Origin of the sequence: Streptomyces sp. NPDC059895, assembly GCF_042731035.1 — a bacterium.
Lineage (GTDB): Bacteria > Actinomycetota > Actinomycetes > Streptomycetales > Streptomycetaceae > Streptomyces.
In genome coordinates, this window is the sequence record NZ_JBHWKO010000006.1 from 176,002 (window position 1) to 194,081 (window position 18,080).

General features: G+C 73.6%; 15 protein-coding genes. 10 read left to right on the forward strand and 5 right to left on the reverse strand.

The window, feature by feature from the left end; all coding sequences use genetic code 11:
- Window positions 1–11 precede the first annotated feature (11 nt).
- The 3 genes from ACFV9M_RS09795 to ACFV9M_RS09805 all read right to left on the reverse strand — a co-directional run bounded on the left by ACFV9M_RS09795 (window position 12) and on the right by ACFV9M_RS09805 (window position 3,158).
- The gene (locus ACFV9M_RS09795; RefSeq protein ID WP_385073234.1) at window positions 12–662 is read right to left on the reverse strand and encodes a hypothetical protein; all 651 of its coding nucleotides are present in this window, start codon (window positions 660–662) and stop codon (window positions 12–14) included.
- A gap of 218 nt (window positions 663–880) precedes the next feature.
- Entirely contained in the window at window positions 881–1,588 is a 708-nt protein-coding gene (locus ACFV9M_RS09800) for a GntR family transcriptional regulator (RefSeq protein ID WP_385073236.1), read from the reverse strand.
- Between the two features lie 193 nt (window positions 1,589–1,781).
- Entirely contained in the window at window positions 1,782–3,158 is a 1,377-nt protein-coding gene (locus tag ACFV9M_RS09805; protein ID WP_385073239.1) for an aspartate aminotransferase family protein, read from the reverse strand.
- A 452-nt stretch (window positions 3,159–3,610) separates the two neighbouring features.
- On the opposite strand from ACFV9M_RS09805, the gene ACFV9M_RS09810 reads away from it, so the two are divergent.
- Both ACFV9M_RS09810 and ACFV9M_RS09815 read left to right on the forward strand, forming a co-directional pair.
- Window positions 3,611–5,527, forward strand: coding sequence for a serine/threonine-protein kinase (locus ACFV9M_RS09810; protein WP_385102365.1), 1,917 nt, complete (start codon window positions 3,611–3,613; stop codon window positions 5,525–5,527).
- 99 nt (window positions 5,528–5,626) lie between these two features.
- On the forward strand, window positions 5,627–7,180 hold the full coding sequence (locus ACFV9M_RS09815; RefSeq protein ID WP_385065584.1) for a substrate-binding domain-containing protein: 1,554 nt from the start codon (window positions 5,627–5,629) through the stop codon (window positions 7,178–7,180).
- Window positions 7,181–7,328: 148 nt separating this feature from the next.
- On the opposite strand, the gene ACFV9M_RS09820 is transcribed toward ACFV9M_RS09815, so the two are convergent.
- Window positions 7,329–8,063 carry an SLATT domain-containing protein gene (locus ACFV9M_RS09820; RefSeq protein ID WP_385065600.1) on the reverse strand — a complete coding sequence of 245 codons (735 nt, stop codon included), beginning with the start codon at window positions 8,061–8,063 and terminating at the stop codon, window positions 7,329–7,331.
- Between the two features lie 320 nt (window positions 8,064–8,383).
- Here ACFV9M_RS09820 and ACFV9M_RS09825 point away from each other — a divergent pair, with 320 nt between their 5' ends.
- From ACFV9M_RS09825 to ACFV9M_RS09855, 7 genes are all read left to right on the forward strand, one after another.
- Window positions 8,384–8,725 carry a YbaB/EbfC family nucleoid-associated protein gene (locus tag ACFV9M_RS09825; protein WP_385065581.1) on the forward strand — a complete coding sequence of 114 codons (342 nt, stop codon included), beginning with the start codon at window positions 8,384–8,386 and terminating at the stop codon, window positions 8,723–8,725.
- 157 nt (window positions 8,726–8,882) lie between these two features.
- Window positions 8,883–9,482, forward strand: coding sequence for a recombination mediator RecR (gene recR, locus ACFV9M_RS09830; RefSeq protein WP_385065598.1), 600 nt, complete (start codon window positions 8,883–8,885; stop codon window positions 9,480–9,482).
- On the forward strand, window positions 9,475–10,134 hold the full coding sequence (locus tag ACFV9M_RS09835) for a DUF5063 domain-containing protein (RefSeq protein ID WP_385065578.1): 660 nt from the start codon (window positions 9,475–9,477) through the stop codon (window positions 10,132–10,134). Before recR ends, ACFV9M_RS09835 begins: the two co-directional genes overlap by 8 nt.
- 407 nt (window positions 10,135–10,541) lie before the next feature.
- Entirely contained in the window at window positions 10,542–11,819 is a 1,278-nt protein-coding gene (locus ACFV9M_RS09840; protein ID WP_385065575.1) for an aspartate kinase, read from the forward strand.
- Window positions 11,819–12,886: an aspartate-semialdehyde dehydrogenase gene (locus ACFV9M_RS09845; RefSeq protein WP_385065572.1), complete on the forward strand. Its 1,068-nt coding sequence runs from the start codon at window positions 11,819–11,821 to the stop codon at window positions 12,884–12,886. Before ACFV9M_RS09840 ends, ACFV9M_RS09845 begins: the two co-directional genes overlap by 1 nt.
- A 425-nt stretch (window positions 12,887–13,311) precedes the next feature.
- Window positions 13,312–13,998 (forward strand): SigE family RNA polymerase sigma factor, encoded by a 687-nt coding sequence (locus tag ACFV9M_RS09850; RefSeq protein ID WP_385065569.1) that lies wholly within the window; start codon window positions 13,312–13,314, stop codon window positions 13,996–13,998.
- Window positions 13,999–14,120: 122 nt separating this feature from the next.
- Entirely contained in the window at window positions 14,121–15,182 is a 1,062-nt protein-coding gene (locus ACFV9M_RS09855; protein ID WP_385065566.1) for a hypothetical protein, read from the forward strand.
- On the opposite strand, the gene ACFV9M_RS09860 is transcribed toward ACFV9M_RS09855, so the two are convergent.
- Complete coding sequence (locus ACFV9M_RS09860; RefSeq protein ID WP_385065563.1) at window positions 15,152–16,054, reverse strand: SURF1 family protein; 903 nt, start codon at window positions 16,052–16,054, stop codon at window positions 15,152–15,154. The two genes, ACFV9M_RS09855 and ACFV9M_RS09860, sit on opposite strands and share 31 nt — an antisense overlap.
- Window positions 16,055–16,178: 124 nt before the next feature.
- On the opposite strand from ACFV9M_RS09860, the gene ACFV9M_RS09865 reads away from it, so the two are divergent.
- Window positions 16,179–17,996: a prolyl oligopeptidase family serine peptidase gene (locus ACFV9M_RS09865; protein WP_385065560.1), complete on the forward strand. Its 1,818-nt coding sequence runs from the start codon at window positions 16,179–16,181 to the stop codon at window positions 17,994–17,996.
- Window positions 17,997–18,080: the final 84 nt, after the last annotated feature.

The window sequence follows — 18,080 nt, forward strand, 5'->3', positions numbered from 1 at the left end:
CCCGTCCGGCCTCAGCTGAACACGATCATCGAGCCCTGCGCCAGGCTCCGCGTCGCGGCGGCGTGCAGTCCGAGCCACACGTGCCGCTCGCGGGCGAAGGGGCTGGGGTCGTACGGCGCGGGAACGGCCGGCTCCTCCAACTCCGTCGGGGCGGCGGGGGGCTGGGGAGCCGCCGGGGGGTTCGCCGGGTCGATGCCGATCGACGGGGCGACGTACTCCAGCTCCCGCAGCAGGGCCTGCGAGGAGCCCAGCGGGCCGCCTCCGGCGAGGAGCGCGTCGTTGGAGAGCGGATGGGGGAAGTCGACGGGGACGTAGGCGCCCGCGTGGTCGTAGTGCCACACCAGGTGGGACTGCTGGGCCGTCGACTCGAACATCTCCAGCAGCTGTTCGTAGTCGCCGCCGAGTTCGTCGACCGGGGTGACCGGAAGGCCGCACACCTGCAACAGGTAGGCGCGCCGCAGGAAGTGCAGGGCGTCGTAGTCGAAGCCGGCCACGGGGGCGACGTCGCCGGACAGGCCCGGCATGTACTGGTACACCGGCACGGGCGGGAGTCCCGACTCGGCGAGCACCTTGTTGTACTGCGCGAGTTCCTCGGCGAACGGGTTGTCGGGGGTGTGGCACAACACGTCGACGAGCGGTACCAGCCACAGGTCACAGGCCAAAGAGAGCTCCTCACCCAGCGTGTTCGTCGTGCCGTTGTCATTGCCGATTGCCGGTCGGGGCGGCCGTGGCCGTTGGGGGCGCCATGGCCATGGCCCGGTCTGCGAAGGGTAGTCGGTGCGGCATGCCGCGGTGCCCCTTGTCCTTCCCGCGTGCGGGTCCCCTACCCATCCATCGACCGCTCACCTACAGGACGGCCCGCGATCGGCCGGAGAAACGCTCATCCCGCTTCCGCCGCCGGCCGCTCGATCAGCGCGATCGAGTGGGCGTGGTAGGCGTCGAGCATCGAGCGGGCGGTGGCGGTGTCGTGCCGGTACAGGGCGTCGACCAGCTCGGTGTGGCCGGACCACAGACGGCCGCGCAGCTCGGTCAGCCGCCGCAGGTGCTGCACGAGGCACATCCAGGACTGCACCCGCAGCCGGTGCAGGAAGTCCGCGAGGTACGGGTTGCCGAACAGGGCGCTCAGCTCGCGCCAGAACCGCAGGTCGTAGCCGATGAGGACGGTGAGGTCACCGGCGGTGGCGGCCCGCTGGGCCTCCTCCCCGCGCCGCCGCACGCCCGCGACGGCGGCGGCGATCCGCGGGTCCTCGACGTTCTGGAGGCGCCGGCTGTCCTGGTCGAGCGCGAGGAACATGCTCTCGGTGATCAGGCTGCGCGCCTCGATCATGCCCCGGAAGTCCGCGACGGAGTACTCGTGGACGCGGAAGCCGCGGTGCTGGTCGGCCTCCAGCAGCCCCTGCGCCGACAGGTCGACCAGGGCCTCGCGGACCGGGGTCGCGGAGACGCCGTACTGCTCGGCGATCTCCTTCACGGTGAACGCCTGGCCCGGCTGGAGCCGGCCCGCCAGCACCTCGTCGCGAAGCGCGTCGGCGATCTGCTGCCGCAGGGTGCTGCGGGTCACGGCGCCGGTGCCGCTGCTGCGGGGCATGGTCGGGGCGTCTCCCTCGTCGCGAACGTCGGGTGGCGTGGCCGTACGCGCACCGCGCGGCACCCGCGCTCGCACGCGAGCGCACACCGGCAGTCGTACGAGCCCACACATTCGTACACATCTACGAGCACGCCACCTTACGCGTTCGACGGGTCCGGGGCGCTCTCCCCGTTCCCGGCCGCGCCCCGCGCCGTCACCCGGCCGTCGTCTCCTCCTGCTCCGTGTACGCGTCCGCCACCGACAGCGCCGCGTCCAGCGCCGCCAGGCCCTCCTTCACCTCGGCCTCGCTCGCGTTGCACGGCGGCACGAAGTGGGTGCGGTTCATGTTGACGAACGGCCACGCGCCGGCCTGCTTGGCCGCGGCGCCGAACGCCGCCATCGGCGCGTTCGCCTCACCGGCCGCGTTGTACGGCACCAGCGGTTCGCGCGTCGCGCGGTTCTTCACCAGCTCCACGGCCCAGAACATGCCGACGCCCCGCATCTCGCCGACGCTCGGGTGGCGCCGCGCCAGCTCGCGCAGTCCCGGCCCGACGACGGCGGCGCCCAGCTTCTTCGCGTTCTCGACGACCCCCTCCTCCGCCATGACGTTGATCGTCGCGACGGCGGCCGCGCAGGCCAGCGGGTGCCCGGAGTACGTCAGACCACCCGGGTAGGGCCGCTTGGCGAAGGTCTGCGCGATGGCGCCCGAGATGGCGACACCGCCGAGCGGCACGTAGCCGCTGTTGACGCCCTTGGCGAAGGTCAGCAGGTCGGGCACGACGCCGAACAGGTCGGCGGCGAACCACTCACCGGTGCGGCCGAAGCCGGCCATGACCTCGTCCAGGATGAAGACGATGCCGTACCGGTCGCAGAGCTCCCGCACGCCGGCGAGGTAGCCGGGCGGCGGGACCATGATCCCGGCGGTTCCGGGGATGGTCTCCAGGATGATCGCGGCGATCGTCCCCGGCCCCTCGAAGGCGATGGTCGTCTCCAGGTGCTCCAGCGCCCGGGCGCACTCCTGCTCCTCGGTCTGCGCGTAGAAGCGGGAGCGGTAGAGGAACGGCGCCCAGAAGTGCACGACCCCGGCGGAGGCGCTGTCGGAGGCCCAGCGGCGCGGGTCGCCGGTGATGTTCACGGCCTGCTGGGTGCCGCCGTGGTACGAGCGGTACGCCGAGAGCACCTTCGCCCGGCCCGTGTGCAGCCGCGCCATGCGCACGGCGTGCTCGACGGCGTCGGCGCCGCCGTTGGTGAAGAAGATCTTGTCCAGGTCGCCGGGGGTGCGCTCGGCGATCAGCCGGGCGGCCTCGGAACGGGCCTCGACGGCGAAGGCGGGCGCGAAGGTGGCCAGGTGCGCGGCCTGCTCCTGGATCGCGGCGACGACCTTCGGGTGCTGGTAGCCGATGTTCGTGAAGACGAGCCCGCTGGTGAGGTCGAGGTAGCGCTTGCCGTCGTAGTCCCAGAAGTACGACCCCTCCGCGCCGGCCACGGCGAGCGGGTCGATGAGCTCCTGCGCGGACCAGGAGTGGAAGACGTGCGCGCGGTCCGCGGCCTTCACGGCGGCGCCGGCCTGGGGGTCGGTCTGAGGGGTCATGCGGTGAGCGTAGATGTCCGCGATGCGGAAGCGATATCGGCGTCATGTCTGCGGACGGGCACTTTCCGCGACAGGTTGTCGACGGCCGGTACCGAGGGCGGACCGTTCGGTCGCACGTTCCCGCGCCCGGACCGCCGGGCCGCGCGCCCGGACCGCCGGGCCGCGCGCCCGGACCGGTGGGCCCGCTCCCGGACTGCCGGGCCCCGCGCCCGGACCGGTGGGCCCTGCGCCCGGACCGGTGGGCCCGCTCCCGGACCGCCGGGCCGCGCGCCCGGACCGGTGGGCCCGCTCCCGGACCGCCGGGCCCCGCGCCCGGACCGGTGGGCCCCGCGGGCTTCCGCCGACTTCCGCCGGCCCCCGTTATGCAACCGTAGACACCACGCCGCTCGACTCCCCGAAGGGCCGGATTATTCTCGGCTCGATCACACGTGCGGGGGAGAGGGGGAGCGGCCATGGAGAAGCTGGGCGCGGGGGATCCGCAGCGCATCGGCGGATACCGGCTGCTCGCGCGGCTGGGGGCCGGCGGGATGGGACGGGTCTACCTCGCCCGCTCGGACCGCGGCCGGACCGTCGCCGTGAAGCTGGTCCGGCCGGAGCTGGCGGCGCGCGAGGAGTTCCGGGCGCGGTTCCGCCAGCAGGTGCGCAACGCCCAGCGGGTCGGCGGGTTCTGGACCGCGCCCGTCCTGGACGCCGACACCGAGGCGGCCGTGCCCTGGGTCGCCACCGGCTACGTCGCCGGCCCGAGCCTCCAGCAGGTCGTGGGCCACGACCACGGCCCGCTGCCCGAGCGGTCGGTGCGTGTCCTCGCCGCCGGGCTGGCCCACGCGCTCACCAACATCCACGCGGCCGGGATCGTCCACCGCGACCTCAAGCCGTCCAACGTGATGGTCACCATCGAGGGCCCCCGTGTCATCGACTTCGGCGTCGCCCGGGCACTGGAGACGGTCGGCGGCGAGGCGGGCGGCCTCACCCGGACCGGCGCGGTGGTCGGCTCACCCGGCTTCATGGCGCCCGAGCAGGTGCGCGGCGACCGGATCACGCCCGCGTGCGACGTCTTCTGCCTCGGCTCCGTCCTCGCCTACGCCGCCACCGGCACCCTCCCCTTCGGCTCCGCCGACAGCGGTGTGCACGTCCTGATGTTCCGCATCGCCGAGGAGGAACCCGACCTGTCGGGCCTCCCCGAGGACATCGCCGACGTGGTCCGCGCCTGTCTGCGCAAGGACCCGGCCGCCCGGCCGTCCCTGGAGTGGCTCCTGGAGCGCACCGGCGCGCACGAGACCGTCGCCGAGGGCCGCTCCCGGGAGCCCTGGCTGCCGAACACCCTGGTGGCCCAGTTGGGCCGGCACGCGGTGCGGCTGCTGGAGACGGAGAACCCGGAGGGCGACGAGGCGTCCCCGGCCGGCGCCCCCGAGGCCGCGCCGGAGCACTCCGGCCCGCGCGGCGCGGGCCTTTACCCGGCCGCCCCCGCGCCGCCCGCCGGCCCGCCTGCGGGCGCGGGCGGCCCGACCGCCGCCCCGGCCCACCCCGCGTACGGCCACCCCCGCCCGCACCCCCGCCCGCACCCCCACCCGCCGTCCGCGCCCCCGGTCCACGGCCTTCCGCAGCCCCCGGTCCCGCAGGCGGTGCCGGTGCCCGTCCCGCACAACCCGTACGCGGCGGCGGGCGGCGGCCCCGGCGCGACCCTGCCGCACCCCGGGTACGCCCCTCACGGGGACGAGCCGTATCCCCCGTACGGCCCCTACGGGGACGAGCCGTATCCCCCGTACGGCCCCTACGGGGACGAGCCACAGGAGCCGCCGCGCCGCAGCGGCCGCACGACCGCGCTGCTGGTCGCGGTCGCCCTGGTCGTCGCGCTGGCCGCGGGCGGCTCGGTGTACGCGCTGATGAACGGCGGCGGCACCGGGTCCGCCGCGCGCCCCGACCCGACACCGACCGCCTCCGCACCCTCCACGGCCTCCGGCACCGGGGCCGCCACCCCGGCCGAGTCCGGCGGGCCGTCGGCCTCGCCGTCCGCCACGGAGCCGGCCGGCGCGGTACCGGCGGACTACCTCGGCACCTGGGCCACGACCGTCGACGGCGCGAGCGGCACGGACACCCGCAGGCTCACCCTCACCCAGGGCGAGGTGGGCGACACGGTCCTCTCGCTCGTCGCGGACGGCGACTCCTACCACTGCGAGTTCACCGCCGAGCTGACCCAACGGCCTTCCACCGAGGGCCCGTTGCGGATCGGCCCGTCCACGGTCACCGCCGGCGAGCCGCTCTCCTCCTGCTCCCCGGGCGCCCCCACCGAGGTCACCCTCCTGTCCGACGGCACGCTGGAACGCGTGAACACCTCCACCGGGGAGAAGCTGACGTACACCCGCCGGTGAACGTCCGGCGAACTTCCGCCCTCGCGTCCGGAATATCCCCTCGGACAGACGTACGGTGACCCCACGATCCGGCTGGCGGGAGTGGCGGGGGCACCCACAGTGGACTGGCTGAACGCTGAGAATTTCGTGGCCGTGGGGACGGCCGTGCTCGGTATCGCCGCGTCCGGCGCGATGGTCTGGTACGAGCGCCGGGTGCCGCGCCGCAAGAGGATCGGCTACCGGGTGCAGATGGACAACCCGATCGGTGACGACGTCCGCTCCGGCCGCCCCAACCGCCGTATCGGCCTCTTCGACGAGACCCCCGGCATGGCGGCCGCCACCCTCGTCCTGCTGCGCATCGAGAACGACGGCTCGCAGGGCATCGCCCGCGACGACTACACCGGTCCCGAACGCCACGGGCTCACCGCGGTGTTCACCGACCGCACCATCCGCGGGGTGTCGGTCACCCAGCCGACCGACACCGACCACCTCATGGACCACTTCACCGCGGACCGCGGCTTCGGCTACGAGGACAACACCCTGCGCATCCCGCGCGTCCCGCTCAACCCGCGCGAGCACTTCAAGCTGCTGGTCCTGCTGTCGGGCGGCGACGTCGGCCACGGCATACGGCTCTACGGCGGCATCCGCGACGGCGAGGTCCACCCCAACCGCAGTGCCACGCCGGACGACACCCCGCCGCTGTTCAGCCGGGCGGCCCGCCTGATCTCCCTCCTCCTCACCCTCTGCGTGATCACCCTCGCGACGATCGTCGTCGTCCGCGACGCCCCGCCGCCCATCGGCTGCGAGCGCGGCAGCCTCACCCTCACCGGCTCGACGGCCTTCGCCCCGGTGATCCGCGAGGTGGCCCGCAAGTACGAGAGCGACTGCGAGGGCGCGCGGCTCACCGTGGACCCGCACGGATCGACGGCCGGCATCCGCGAACTCACCGCGGCGGGCGCCCGGGCGAAGGACGGCTCGCCGCCCGTCGTGGCCCTCTCCGACGGCCCCAAACCGTCCGGCCTGGCCGAACTGCGCGAGAACCGGGTGGCGGTGTCGGTGTTCGCCCTCGTCGTCCACGACGGCGTCCGCCTGACAGACCTCTCCACCGAGGACGTACGCAGCCTCTACCTCGGGCGGATCACCAACTGGCGCAAGCTCGGCGGACCGAACCTGCCGGTGACCCTGGTCAGCCGGGACGCCAACTCCGGCACGCGGCAGGTGTTCCAGCGCCGGGTCCTGGGCCGGGGCGAGATCGCCAACTCCTCCGTCGACTGCCTGAGCAAGGACGACCCGACGGCCTCCGTCGTGCGCTGCGAACTCGACTCCACCGAGCAGGTCCTCTCCACCGTCGCCGTCATCCCCGGCGCCATCGGCTACAGCGAACTCAACGTCGCCGACCGCGCCGAGGGCCTGCACGCGCTGCGCCTCGACGGCGACCCCGCGTCCGTCGACGCCATCGAGAACGGCACCAGCGACTACCCGTACCGCGAGATCGAGTACGCCTACACCTACGGCCGCCCCCCGGCCGACTCCCTGGCGTCGAGCTTCCTGACCTACCTCACCCGGGGCAACGGCCAGGACGTCATCCGCACCCACGGCCACCTGCCGTGCTGGACACCGGAGGGCCTGCGCCTGTGCGCACGGGGGAGCCAGTCCAGCCCGTCGTCCGACTGACGTACCGGCACACGGTCCAGCCCGTCCGGCGATTGAGGACGAGGCCCGTTCAGGGCCGACAGCGGGGGTCTGGGGGCGGCAGCCCCCAGGACGCGGCAGAGAAGGACGGCAGCCCCCGGCACGGGGAAGAAAAAGCGGCGACAGCCGCTCACCGCGGCTCCGGCGGCCGCTGCCGAGGCATGTTCGGCCGGCTCCCGGCCCCCGGCGGCAGCGGAAACCTCCCCTGCGGCACGCCCGCCTCCGGCCGCCCGCCGGCCGCCACCGCCCCCTGGATCCCGAGCGGCGCGGCCCCCGTGCGGAACTCCACCATCCAGTCCGCCGTCTCCACCCGCACCAGCTCGGTCACGTCCTCCGAGAACCGCCGCAGCACCCCCAGGCACCGCTCGGCGGCCTCGCTCGCCGTCCCCTCCGCCGGCCCCAGCACCTCCCGCGCGCTCTCCGACGCCCAGTCGAACTGCAACACCTGCAACCGCCGCTGCACGGCCTGCGCGGTCGCCACGTCCCTCATCCACCCGGACGTCACCCCGAAGAACCGGTCCACGGCCACGCACGCCACCGCGACCAGCAGCGCGAGACACCCCCACGGAGCCACCCCGCCCCGCACCCCGGTGAGGTCCAGCAGCGGCAGCGCCGCCCCCGCGACGGCCCCCGCCGCCGCCCCGGTCCGCAGCACCCGTGCGCCCCGCCGCTTCCACAGCCGGTCGGCGAGGTACCAGGCCGCCGTCTCCAGGGCCCGCCGCTCCACCCACCGGTACAGCTCGTCGAGCCGCTCCGCCGGCTCGCCCCAGTCCCCGAGCGGCAACGCCCGGCCGGTCAGATCGCCCGGCCGCAGCCCGGCCGCGCCCTCGCCCCGCCCGTCCTGAGGCGGACCCTCGGGCTGCATCTCCGGCTGCTGACCCACCGGCACTCCCTCCTGAACCCGACCGACCTGAACCCGACCGACCCCGACCGACCCCGACCGACGCCCCGGTCACCCGCGGGACCCGTGGTGACGCCTGATGCGCCGCACCTTTCCTACCTCCCAATGGGTGGCGGAGAGGAAGGTTTCCTCGCCTTTACGCCCGTAAGGGGGCCTTGATCAGGTATAGACCTCGCCGAAGACTCACCCGAAAGAGTGCCGGGGCGGCACCCGCACAGACCACGTAGGCTCGTGGCGAGCGGGAAAACCCGTCTCTGCCTCGAGGCCCGGAAGAGGAGCTGATCGTGATTCCCGGTGGTGGCCAGCCCAACATGCAGCAGTTGCTCCAGCAGGCCCAGAAGATGCAGCAGGACCTGGCCCGGGCCCAGGAGGAGCTGGCGGCCACGGAGGTCGACGGCCAGGCGGGCGGCGGTCTGGTCAGGGCCACGGTGACCGGGGCCGGCGAGCTGCGCGGCCTGAAGATCGACCCGAAGGCGGTGGACCCGGAGGACACCGAGACCCTCGCCGACCTGATCGTCGCGGCCGTCCAGGCGGCCAACGAGAACGCGCAAGACCTCCAGCAGCAGAAGCTGGGCCCGCTGGCCCAGGGTCTGGGCGGGGGCGGCATCCCCGGCCTGCCGTTCTGACCGTGGCGACTCCGGCCGCCGCGAGCGTGCCGGCCGCCCCCGTCTCCCCGGTCGTTCCGCCGCCGGTCGCCCGGACGACACCCGAACCGCCTTCCTAGGACGGGTGGCGGACAACTACCGTACGTACTGCAAGGAACCCAGGAAGGACGGCAGTCCGTTGTACGAAGGCGTGGTCCAGGACCTCATCGACGAACTGGGGCGGCTGCCCGGCGTCGGTCCCAAGAGCGCGCAGCGGATCGCCTTCCACATCCTCCAGGCGGAGCCGACCGACGTACGGCGTCTCGCGCAGGCCCTGATGGAGGTCAAGGCGAAGGTCCGCTTCTGCGCCACCTGCGGCAACGTGGCGCAGGAGGAGCACTGCTCCATCTGCCGAGACCCGCGCCGCGACCCCGCCGTCATCTGTGTGGTGGAGGAGCCCAAGGACGTGGTGGCCGTCGAGCGCACCCGTGAGTTCCGGGGCCGCTACCACGTGCTGGGCGGGGCGATCAGCCCGATCGAGGGGGTCGGCCCGGACGACCTGCGCATCCGGGAACTGCTGGCCCGCCTGGCGGACGGCACGGTCACCGAGCTCATCCTCGCCACGGACCCGAATCTCGAGGGCGAGGCGACGGCCACGTACCTCGCCCGCATGATCAAGCCCATGGGGCTGAAGGTCACCCGCCTGGCCAGCGGCCTCCCGGTGGGTGGCGACCTGGAGTACGCGGACGAGGTCACCCTCGGCCGCGCCTTCGAGGGGAGACGACTCCTAGATGTCTGACGCCACGCTGCACGCGACCGACCAGAACCCGGACGACTTCGCGGTCCAGATCGCCGACCAGATCGAGAGCTTCCTGGTGGCCGTCGCGGAGGTCGCCAAGGGCGACGAGCCGGGCTCGGCGGTCCCCTTCCTCCTGCTGGAGGTCTCCCAGCTCCTGCTGGCCGGCGGCCGTCTCGGCGCCCACGAGGACATCGTCCCCGACGAGCGCTACGAACCCGACACGGGCCCCGACGCGGACGTCGACGAACTCCGCGAGAACCTGGCCCGCCTCCTGGACCCGGTCGACGTGTACTCGGAGGTCTTCGACCCCTACGAGCCCCGCAAGGCGCCTGTGCCGGCCCGGATCTCCGACGACCTCACCGACGTCATCACCGACCTCCGCCACGGCATGGCCCACTACCGCGCCGGCCGCACCACGGAGGCCCTGTGGTGGTGGCAGTTCTCGTACTTCTCCAACTGGGGCTCGACGGCCTCGGCGACCCTGCGCGCCCTGCACTCGGTACTGGCCCACATCCGCCTCGACCAGCCGCTGGAGGAGCTGGACGGCCTGGACACCGACCAGGGCGTGGGCGACGACACCCTGGAGTTCGAGGCCGGGAGGGTCATGGCGGAGGAGATCGGCGGCCACCTGGGCCTGCGCCCCGCCACCTGACCGGTCCGTGCTCCGCCCCGTGACCGGTCCGCGCCCCGTCACCTGACCGGTCCGTGCTCCGCCCCGTGACCGGTCCGCGCCCCGTCACCTGACCGGTGCCCTCCCCGTCACCTGACCGGTCCGCGCCCCGCCGCGTGACCGTCGGCGTGGACCGTCGGCGTGGACCGTCGGCGTGGATCGTCGGCGTGGATCGTCGGCGTGGATCGTCGCGCATCAGTTCGGTGGAAGTGGGCAGGGAACGTCCTGGACGGGCGCCGGACCCGTCCCCGGCACCTCTCGCCGTGCGGCCTGGACGCGGTCTCACGATGCGATACCCCGGGGGCGGAAGACGGACGCTCGTTACACTGAGCCGACCCGCAGTACAAGGGCGTATGTGCGGAAAGAGACAAACTGAGCGAGGAGCGCACGTGGGCCTTGTCGTGCAGAAGTACGGAGGCTCCTCCGTAGCCGATGCCGAGGGCATCAAGCGCGTCGCCAAGCGGATCGTGGAAGCCAAGAAGAACGGCCACCAGGTGGTCGCCGTGGTTTCCGCGATGGGCGACACGACGGACGAGCTGATCGATCTCGCCGAGCAGGTTTCCCCGATCCCTGCCGGGCGCGAGCTCGACATGCTGCTGACCGCCGGAGAGCGGATCTCCATGGCCCTGCTGGCCATGGCGATCAAAAACCTGGGCCACCAGGCCCAGAGCTTCACCGGCAGCCAGGCAGGTGTCATCACCGACTCGGTCCACAACAAAGCCCGGATCATCGACGTGACGCCGGGCCGGATCCGTGACTCGCTGGACGAGGGCAACATCGCCATCGTCGCCGGGTTCCAGGGCGTCAGCCAGGACACCAAGGACATCACCACGCTGGGCCGCGGCGGCTCCGACACCACCGCCGTCGCGCTCGCGGCCGCGCTCGACGCCGAGGTGTGCGAGATCTACACCGACGTCGACGGCGTGTTCACCGCCGACCCGCGCGTGGTGAAGAAGGCCCGGAAGATCGACTGGATCTCGTTCGAGGACATGCTCGAACTGGCTGCCTCCGGGTCCAAGGTGCTGCTCCACCGCTGCGTGGAGTACGCGCGCCGCTACAACATCCCGATCCACGTCCGCTCGTCCTTCAGCGGACTCCAGGGCACGTGGGTCAGCAGCGAGCCGATCGAGCAAGGGGACAAGCAGGTGGAGCAGGCCATCATCTCCGGTGTCGCGCACGACACCTCCGAGGCCAAGATCACGGTCGTCGGTGTGCCGGACAAGCCGGGCGAGGCCGCCGTGATCTTCCGCACGATCGCCGACGCCGAGATCAACATCGACATGATCGTGCAGAACGTGTCCGCCGCCGCCACGGGCCTGACGGACATCTCCTTCACGCTGCCGAAGGCGGAGGGCCGCAAGGCCATCGACGCCCTGGAGAAGAACCGGTCCGGCATCGGCTTCGACTCGCTGCGCTACGACGACCAGATCGGCAAGATCTCCCTGGTCGGCGCGGGGATGAAGACCAACCCGGGCGTCACGGCCGACTTCTTCAAGGCGCTGGCCGACGCGGGCGTGAACATCGAGCTCATCTCGACCTCCGAGATCCGCATCTCGGTCGTCACCCGCGCCGACGACGTCAACGAGGCCGTGCGCGCCGTGCACAGCGCCTTCGGGCTCGACTCCGACAGCGACGAGGCCGTCGTCTACGGAGGCACCGGGCGCTGATGACGGGCCCCCGCGTGACCGGGCGCCCGACCCTCGCGGTCGTGGGAGCGACCGGAGCCGTCGGCACGGTCATGCTGCAGATCCTGTCCCAGCGCGCCGACGTCTGGGGCGAGATCCGACTCATCGCCTCGCCGCGCCCGGCCGGCCGCAAGCTGGCCGTGCGCGGCGAACAGGTCGAGGTGGCGGCGCTCGGCGAGGAGGCCTTCGACGGCGTCGACGTCGCGATGTTCTGCGTGCCCGACGAGGTCGCCGAGCGGTGGGCGCCGCTCGCCGCCGCCCGGGGAGCGGTCGTCGTCGACAACTCCGGCGCCTTCCGGATGGACCCGGACGTGCCGCTGGTCGTCCCCGAGGTCAATCCGCACATGGCGCGGGTGCGTCCGCGCGGAATCGTCTCCAGCCCCGGCTGCACGACCCTGTCGATGATCGTCGCCCTCGGCGCGCTGCACGCCGGGTTCGGGCTGCGCGAGCTGGTGGTGTCGTCGTACCAGGCCGTCAGCGGGGCGGGCCGGGCCGGAGTGGAGACGCTCCGGCGGCAGCTGTCGCTGGTGGCCGGTACGGAGCTGGGGACGAGCCCCGGTGACGTACGGCGGGCCGTGGGCGACGGCACCGGGCCGTTCCCCGAGCCGGTCGCGCTGAACGTGGTGCCGTGGGCCGGGTCGCCCCGCGAGGACGGCTGGTCGTCGGAGGAGATGAAGGTGCGGGACGAGTCCCGCAAGATCCTCGGCCTGCCGGGGCTGCCCGTCGCCGTGACCTGCGTACAGGTGCCGGTGGTCACCGTGCACTCCCTCACCGTCCACGCCCGCTTCCAGGACGAGGTCACCGTCGGGCGGGCCCGCGAGATCCTCGCCACCGCGCCGGGTGTGGTGCTGTGCGACGACCCGGCCGCCGGGGAGTTCCCGACGCCCGCCGACGTCGTGGGCACGGATCCGACCTGGGTGGGCCGGGTGCGTCGCGCGCTGGACGACCCCACGGCGCTCGAACTCTTCGTGTGCGGCGACAACCTGCGCAAGGGAGCGGCCCTGAACACCGCGCAGATCGCGGAGCTGGTGGCGGCGGAGCTGTCGTGAGCCGGTGAAGAGGCCGAAAAAACGCTGGCCACGGCGTGACGGGTTTGTAGGATCTTCAGCACGGATGTGAGCCGGTCGGTGGTCCGGACCACTTGTCCTGGGACCTGTCGGCATCCGAAGATTTTCCTCCCCGCGTTCCGCAACCGTGCGGAGCGCGGGGAGCGTCTTTGCCGTCACCCTTCGGGGTGCGCAGACGTGATCCCGGCGCACAGGGGACGCCGTGGTCGGGGCGTGGGGGCGCCCGTTCATATGGAGCACAGGGGAAGAGCGGGACGCATGAGGGCATGTGAGGCGCCGTCGGCGGGGAAGCCGGCCAGCGCGAGACGGGCGCCCGGAACGGTGGCGGTCACACGCGTGACGCCGTACGGCGCGAACGCGACGGCCGACGTGTACAACCCCCGAGGGGGGACGCGTGTCCAACTGGCGTGGCAGAGGTACTCGACTTCCCCGCGGCGGCCCGCGGCACGGCCCTGCGGCCGCCCCGCACCGCCCTCCGTCCCCGCCGCCCGGCCGGGACGCCCGGTGGCATGCCGGTGATCGCGCCCATGCCCGCAGCGCGGCCCGCCCGCATACCCGGCCAGCGTGACGGCGCGGACCACACGGAGGACGGCGTCGCGGCCGGAACCACCGTCGACCACCTCACCGAGACCTACCGGGCGCACTACCGCTCGCTGCTCGGTCTCGCCGCCCTCCTCCTCGACGACACCGCCTCCTGCGAGGACGTCGTCCAGGAGGCCTTCATCCGCGTCCACTCCGCGCGCAAGCGCGTCCGCGACCCGGAGAAGACCCTCGCCTACCTGCGCCAGACGGTCGTCAACCTCTCCCGGTCCGCCCTGCGCCGCCGCATCCTCGGACTGAAGCTGCTGTCCAAGCCGATGCCGGACATGGCCAGCGCGGAGGAGGGCGCCTACGACCAGCTGGAGCGCGACTCCCTCATCAAGGCGATGAAGGGGCTCCAGCGCCGCCAGCGCGAGGTCCTCGTCCTGCGCTACTTCGCCGACATGACCGAGGCCCAGGTCGCCGAGACCCTCGGCGTCTCGCTCGGCTCGGTGAAGGCGTACGGCTCCCGCGGCATCGCCGCCCTGCGCGTCGCCATGGAGGCGCGGACGTGAGCGGGAGGGCCGGCGGGGACGGCACGGGTGAGCGCGAGCGGCACGAGCCGTCCGCGTGGCGGGAGCCGGGGCGGGCACCGCACGAACAAGAGCCGAAGCAATCGCACGCTGGGAACGGAACCGTGAACCACCACCTCGACGACCAGGGCCCCGACGGGCTCGACTCGGACGAGCTGGCACTGCGCCGGATGCTGCACCACGCGGTCCAGGAGATGGAGCCGCGCGACGGGACGCTGGACCACCTCCGGCGGGCCGTCCCGGCCCGCCGGGCCCGCAAGCGGCAGGCCGCCGTCGGCATGGCCGCCGCGGCCCTCTTCGTCGGCACCGCCGTCCCCGCCCTCCTGCACGTCTCCGGCGCCGGCGGCTCCGACGCGAACCCGTCCATCGCCGGCCAGGCGTCACAGGCCCAGGGCGGTGCCGGGGAGGGGCGGACCCCCGACAGCGACTCCTCCGGTACGGCCGGCGGCTCGGTCGGCGGGACCGGCGCGCAGGGCGATGACACCACCGAGGGCACCGGCCGGGGCGAGGACCCCGGCGGCACCGACGGCACCGGGGGCGGCACCGGATCCGGCACCTCGGTCGAGGCGGACGCCACCGCCTGCACGGCGTCCCAGCTCGGCGACGCCTCCGCCGACGTCGCGGTCGCCGACTCGGCCGGCACCGTCTACGGCACCTTCCGCGTCGTGAACGTCTCCGGCAGCGCCTGCACCGTCGGCGGGAGTGTCGCGGTGACGCCCACCGCCCAGGGCGCCGCCGACGCCACGAGGATCAGCGTGGTGGAGCACGCCTCCGGGGACGCGGCGGCCGGCCTGCCCGACCCCTCCCTCTACGTCTCCCAGCTCTCCCTCGCCCCGGGCTCGGCCTACGACGTGAAGTTCGCCTGGGTGCCCTCCGAGACCTGCCCCACCACCGGCGGCGGCGGCAGCGGCGGCAGCACGGGGGGCGACGGCGGCAGCACGGCCTCCCCCGACCCGAGCCCGAGCGAGCAGACGGGCACCACCGGTTCCACCGCCACCACCGACACCGACGGCACCGCGGCCCAGCTGCTCGTCGCGGACGGCACGGCCGACGGCAGCGTCGTGGTGACGTACACCGCCGAGGGCGGGGTCCCGACGGTGTCGGCGACGGTGTCGAACGCGTGCGCCGGGACGGTCTACCGGACGGGCGTGCTGGCCTCGTCGTGAGTTCCGGCGGCCACCGCGGGGCCGGAGCCGGTCCCGTGGGTTCCCTCGGTTCCGGCGGGTCCGGCTGCTTCGGTTCCAGATCCTTCGGGGCCGGTTCCGTCGGTTCCGGTTCCGTCCGGGGCGATGCCGAGCGCCGCGTCCCGCGCGAACTCCACCTCGCGGCGCAGCAGCCGGAACCACATGAACACCACGAACCCGGCGAAGACGAACCACTCGCCGGTGTACCCGAGGTTCTGGAACGCCTTCAGGTCCAGCCCGCTGTCGGCGGGCGCGCTCGCGGGCACCGCCGTCATCCCCGCGTCGGCGGTGCCGAGCGTGATCCACGCGTCGTACAGGTCGTAGTCCACCAGGTTGACCAGGGAGGCCGCGCTGATCGCGGCCGTCTGCCCGGCGGGCAGGCCGCCGCGGGCGCTCACGCCGTTGTCGCCGGGCGTCTCGGACGCCTGGAGCGCGCCCGTGACGGTGACCTCGCCGGTGGGCGGCGCCGGGGCCTTGGCCGCGTCGGCCGTACCGGGCAGCCAGCCGCGGACCACGGGGAGCGCCTCGCCGTCGTCGGTGCGCAGCAGGGTCAGGACGTAGTAGCCGTTCTTCCCGTCGAGCTCCCGGTCGGGCACCAGCAGCTGCTCGGCGTACCGGCCGGTGGCGGTGACCTGCCTGCCGGAGGTCGACTTGTCCACCGGCAGCATCTCGGCGAGCGGCCGCGCCGCCTCCTCGCGGGCGGACTCGACCTGCGCCTCCGCCGCGCGGTGGTCGTCGACCCGCGCCTCGAACCGGCTCAGCTGCCAGGACCCCATGAAGACGCAGAAGGGGATGGCCAGCAGCACGAAGACGTTGATCCCCCACCAGCGGGGCGTCAGCAGAAACCGGTACACGACCTCAACGGTACGGGTCTCGTGCGGGGAACCCGTCGCCGGGGTGTGGGGATCGCGCCGAAGTTTTCCACAGGCTGGGGAGGGTGGGCGGTCGATTGTCCGTCCGGGCGGGCAGTATGGGGCCATGACTGAGAGCAACGGGTCCGCCGCACCGCAGCGGTACGAGGAGATGCCGGACTGGGAGAGGCGCTTCAGGGCGCCCCGGGTGTCGCTGCCCGACTGGGCCGAGGACGCGCCCGACCGCTCCCTGTTCGTCTCGAACGCGACGGGGACGTACGAGCTGTACGCCTGGGACCGGTCCACCGGCGACCAGCGCCAGGTGACGAACCGGGCGAACGGCACCACGGACGGCGTGCTCTCCCCGGACGGCGCGTGGATCTGGTGGTTCGACGACAAGGACGGTGACGAGTTCGGAGTCTGGCGCCGCCAGCCCTTTGAGGGCGGCGAGGACGAACTGGCGGCACCCGGCCTGGACCCGTCGTACCCGGCGGGCCTGGCACTGGGCCGCGACGGCCGTACGGCGGTGGTGGGCCGGTCCACGGACGAGGACGGCACCACGATCCACGTGGCCCGCACCGGCGAGCCCCCCTTCGAGCTGTACCGCCACCGCGAGTCGGCGGGCGTGGGGGACCTCTCCCACGACGGCTCCCTCGTCGCGATCGAGCACACCGAGCACGGCGACGCCATGCACTCCGCGCTGCGCGTGCTGCGCCCCGACGGCACCCCCGTCGCCGAGCTCGACGACACCCGGGGCGGCACCCGGGAGCTGGGCCTGGAGGTGCTGGGCTTCGCCCCCGTCGACGGCGACACCCGCCTGCTCATCGGCCACCAGCGGCGGGGCCGCTGGGAACCGCTGGTGTGGGACGTGGCGACGGGCGCGGAGACCGACCTGGCGCTGGACCTGCCGGGCGACGTCAGCGCCGAGTGGTACCCGGACGGCTCGGGCCTGCTCGTCGCCCACGGCTTCGAGGCCCGCAGCGAGCTGTACCGCTACGACCTGGCGACCCGCGAGCTGGTCCGGGTGCCGACCCCGGCGGGCACGGTGTCCGGGGCGACCGCCCGCCCCGACGGCAGCGTGGAGTACCTGTGGTCCTCCGCCGCCCGGCCGCCCGCGGTCCGCTCCACGGCGGGCGGCGTGGTCCTCGACCCGCCCGGCATGAAGTCCCCCGGCTCGGTCCCGGTGCGGGACGTGTGGGTGGAGGGCCCCGGCGGCCGCATCCACGCCCTGGTCCAGAAGCCGTCGGGCGCGACCGGCCCGCTGCCCACCGTGTTCGACATCCACGGGGGCCCCACCTGGCACGACAGCGACTCCTTCGCGGCGGGCCCGGCGGCCTGGGTGGACCACGGCTACGCGGTCGTCCGGGTGAACTACCGCGGCTCCACCGGCTACGGCCGCGCCTGGACGGACGCGCTGAAGCACCGGGTGGGCCTGATCGAGCTGGAGGACATCGCGGCGGTCCGCGCCTGGGCGATCGACTCCGGCCTCGCCGACCCCGACCGCATGGTCCTCACCGGCGGCTCCTGGGGCGGCTACCTCACCCTCCTCGGCCTCGGCGTGCAGCCCGACGCGTGGGCCCTGGGCATCGCCGTGGTCCCCGTCGCCGACTACGTCGCGGCCTACCACGACGAGATGGAGGCGCTGAAGGCCATGGACCGCACCCTCCTGGGCGGCACCCCCGAGGAGGTCCCCGAGCGCTTCGAGGCGTCCTCCCCGCTGACCTACGTCGACCGGGTCAAGGCCCCGGTCTACATCTCCGCGGGCGTGAACGACCCGCGCTGCCCCATCCGCCAGATCGACAACTACGTCAAGCGCCTGGAGTCCCGCGGCGCGACCCACGAGGTCTACCGCTACGACGCCGGGCACGGCTCGCTGGTGGTCGACGAGCGGATCAAGCAGGTGCGGCTGGAGCTGGAGTTCGCGGAGAGGTACCTGGGGAAGTAGCGGCGGCCGGCGGCTGGCCGGCCAGCCGCCGGGCGGACCGGGACGGGACGGGACGGGCAGGGGCAGGGCAGGGGAGGGTCAGGG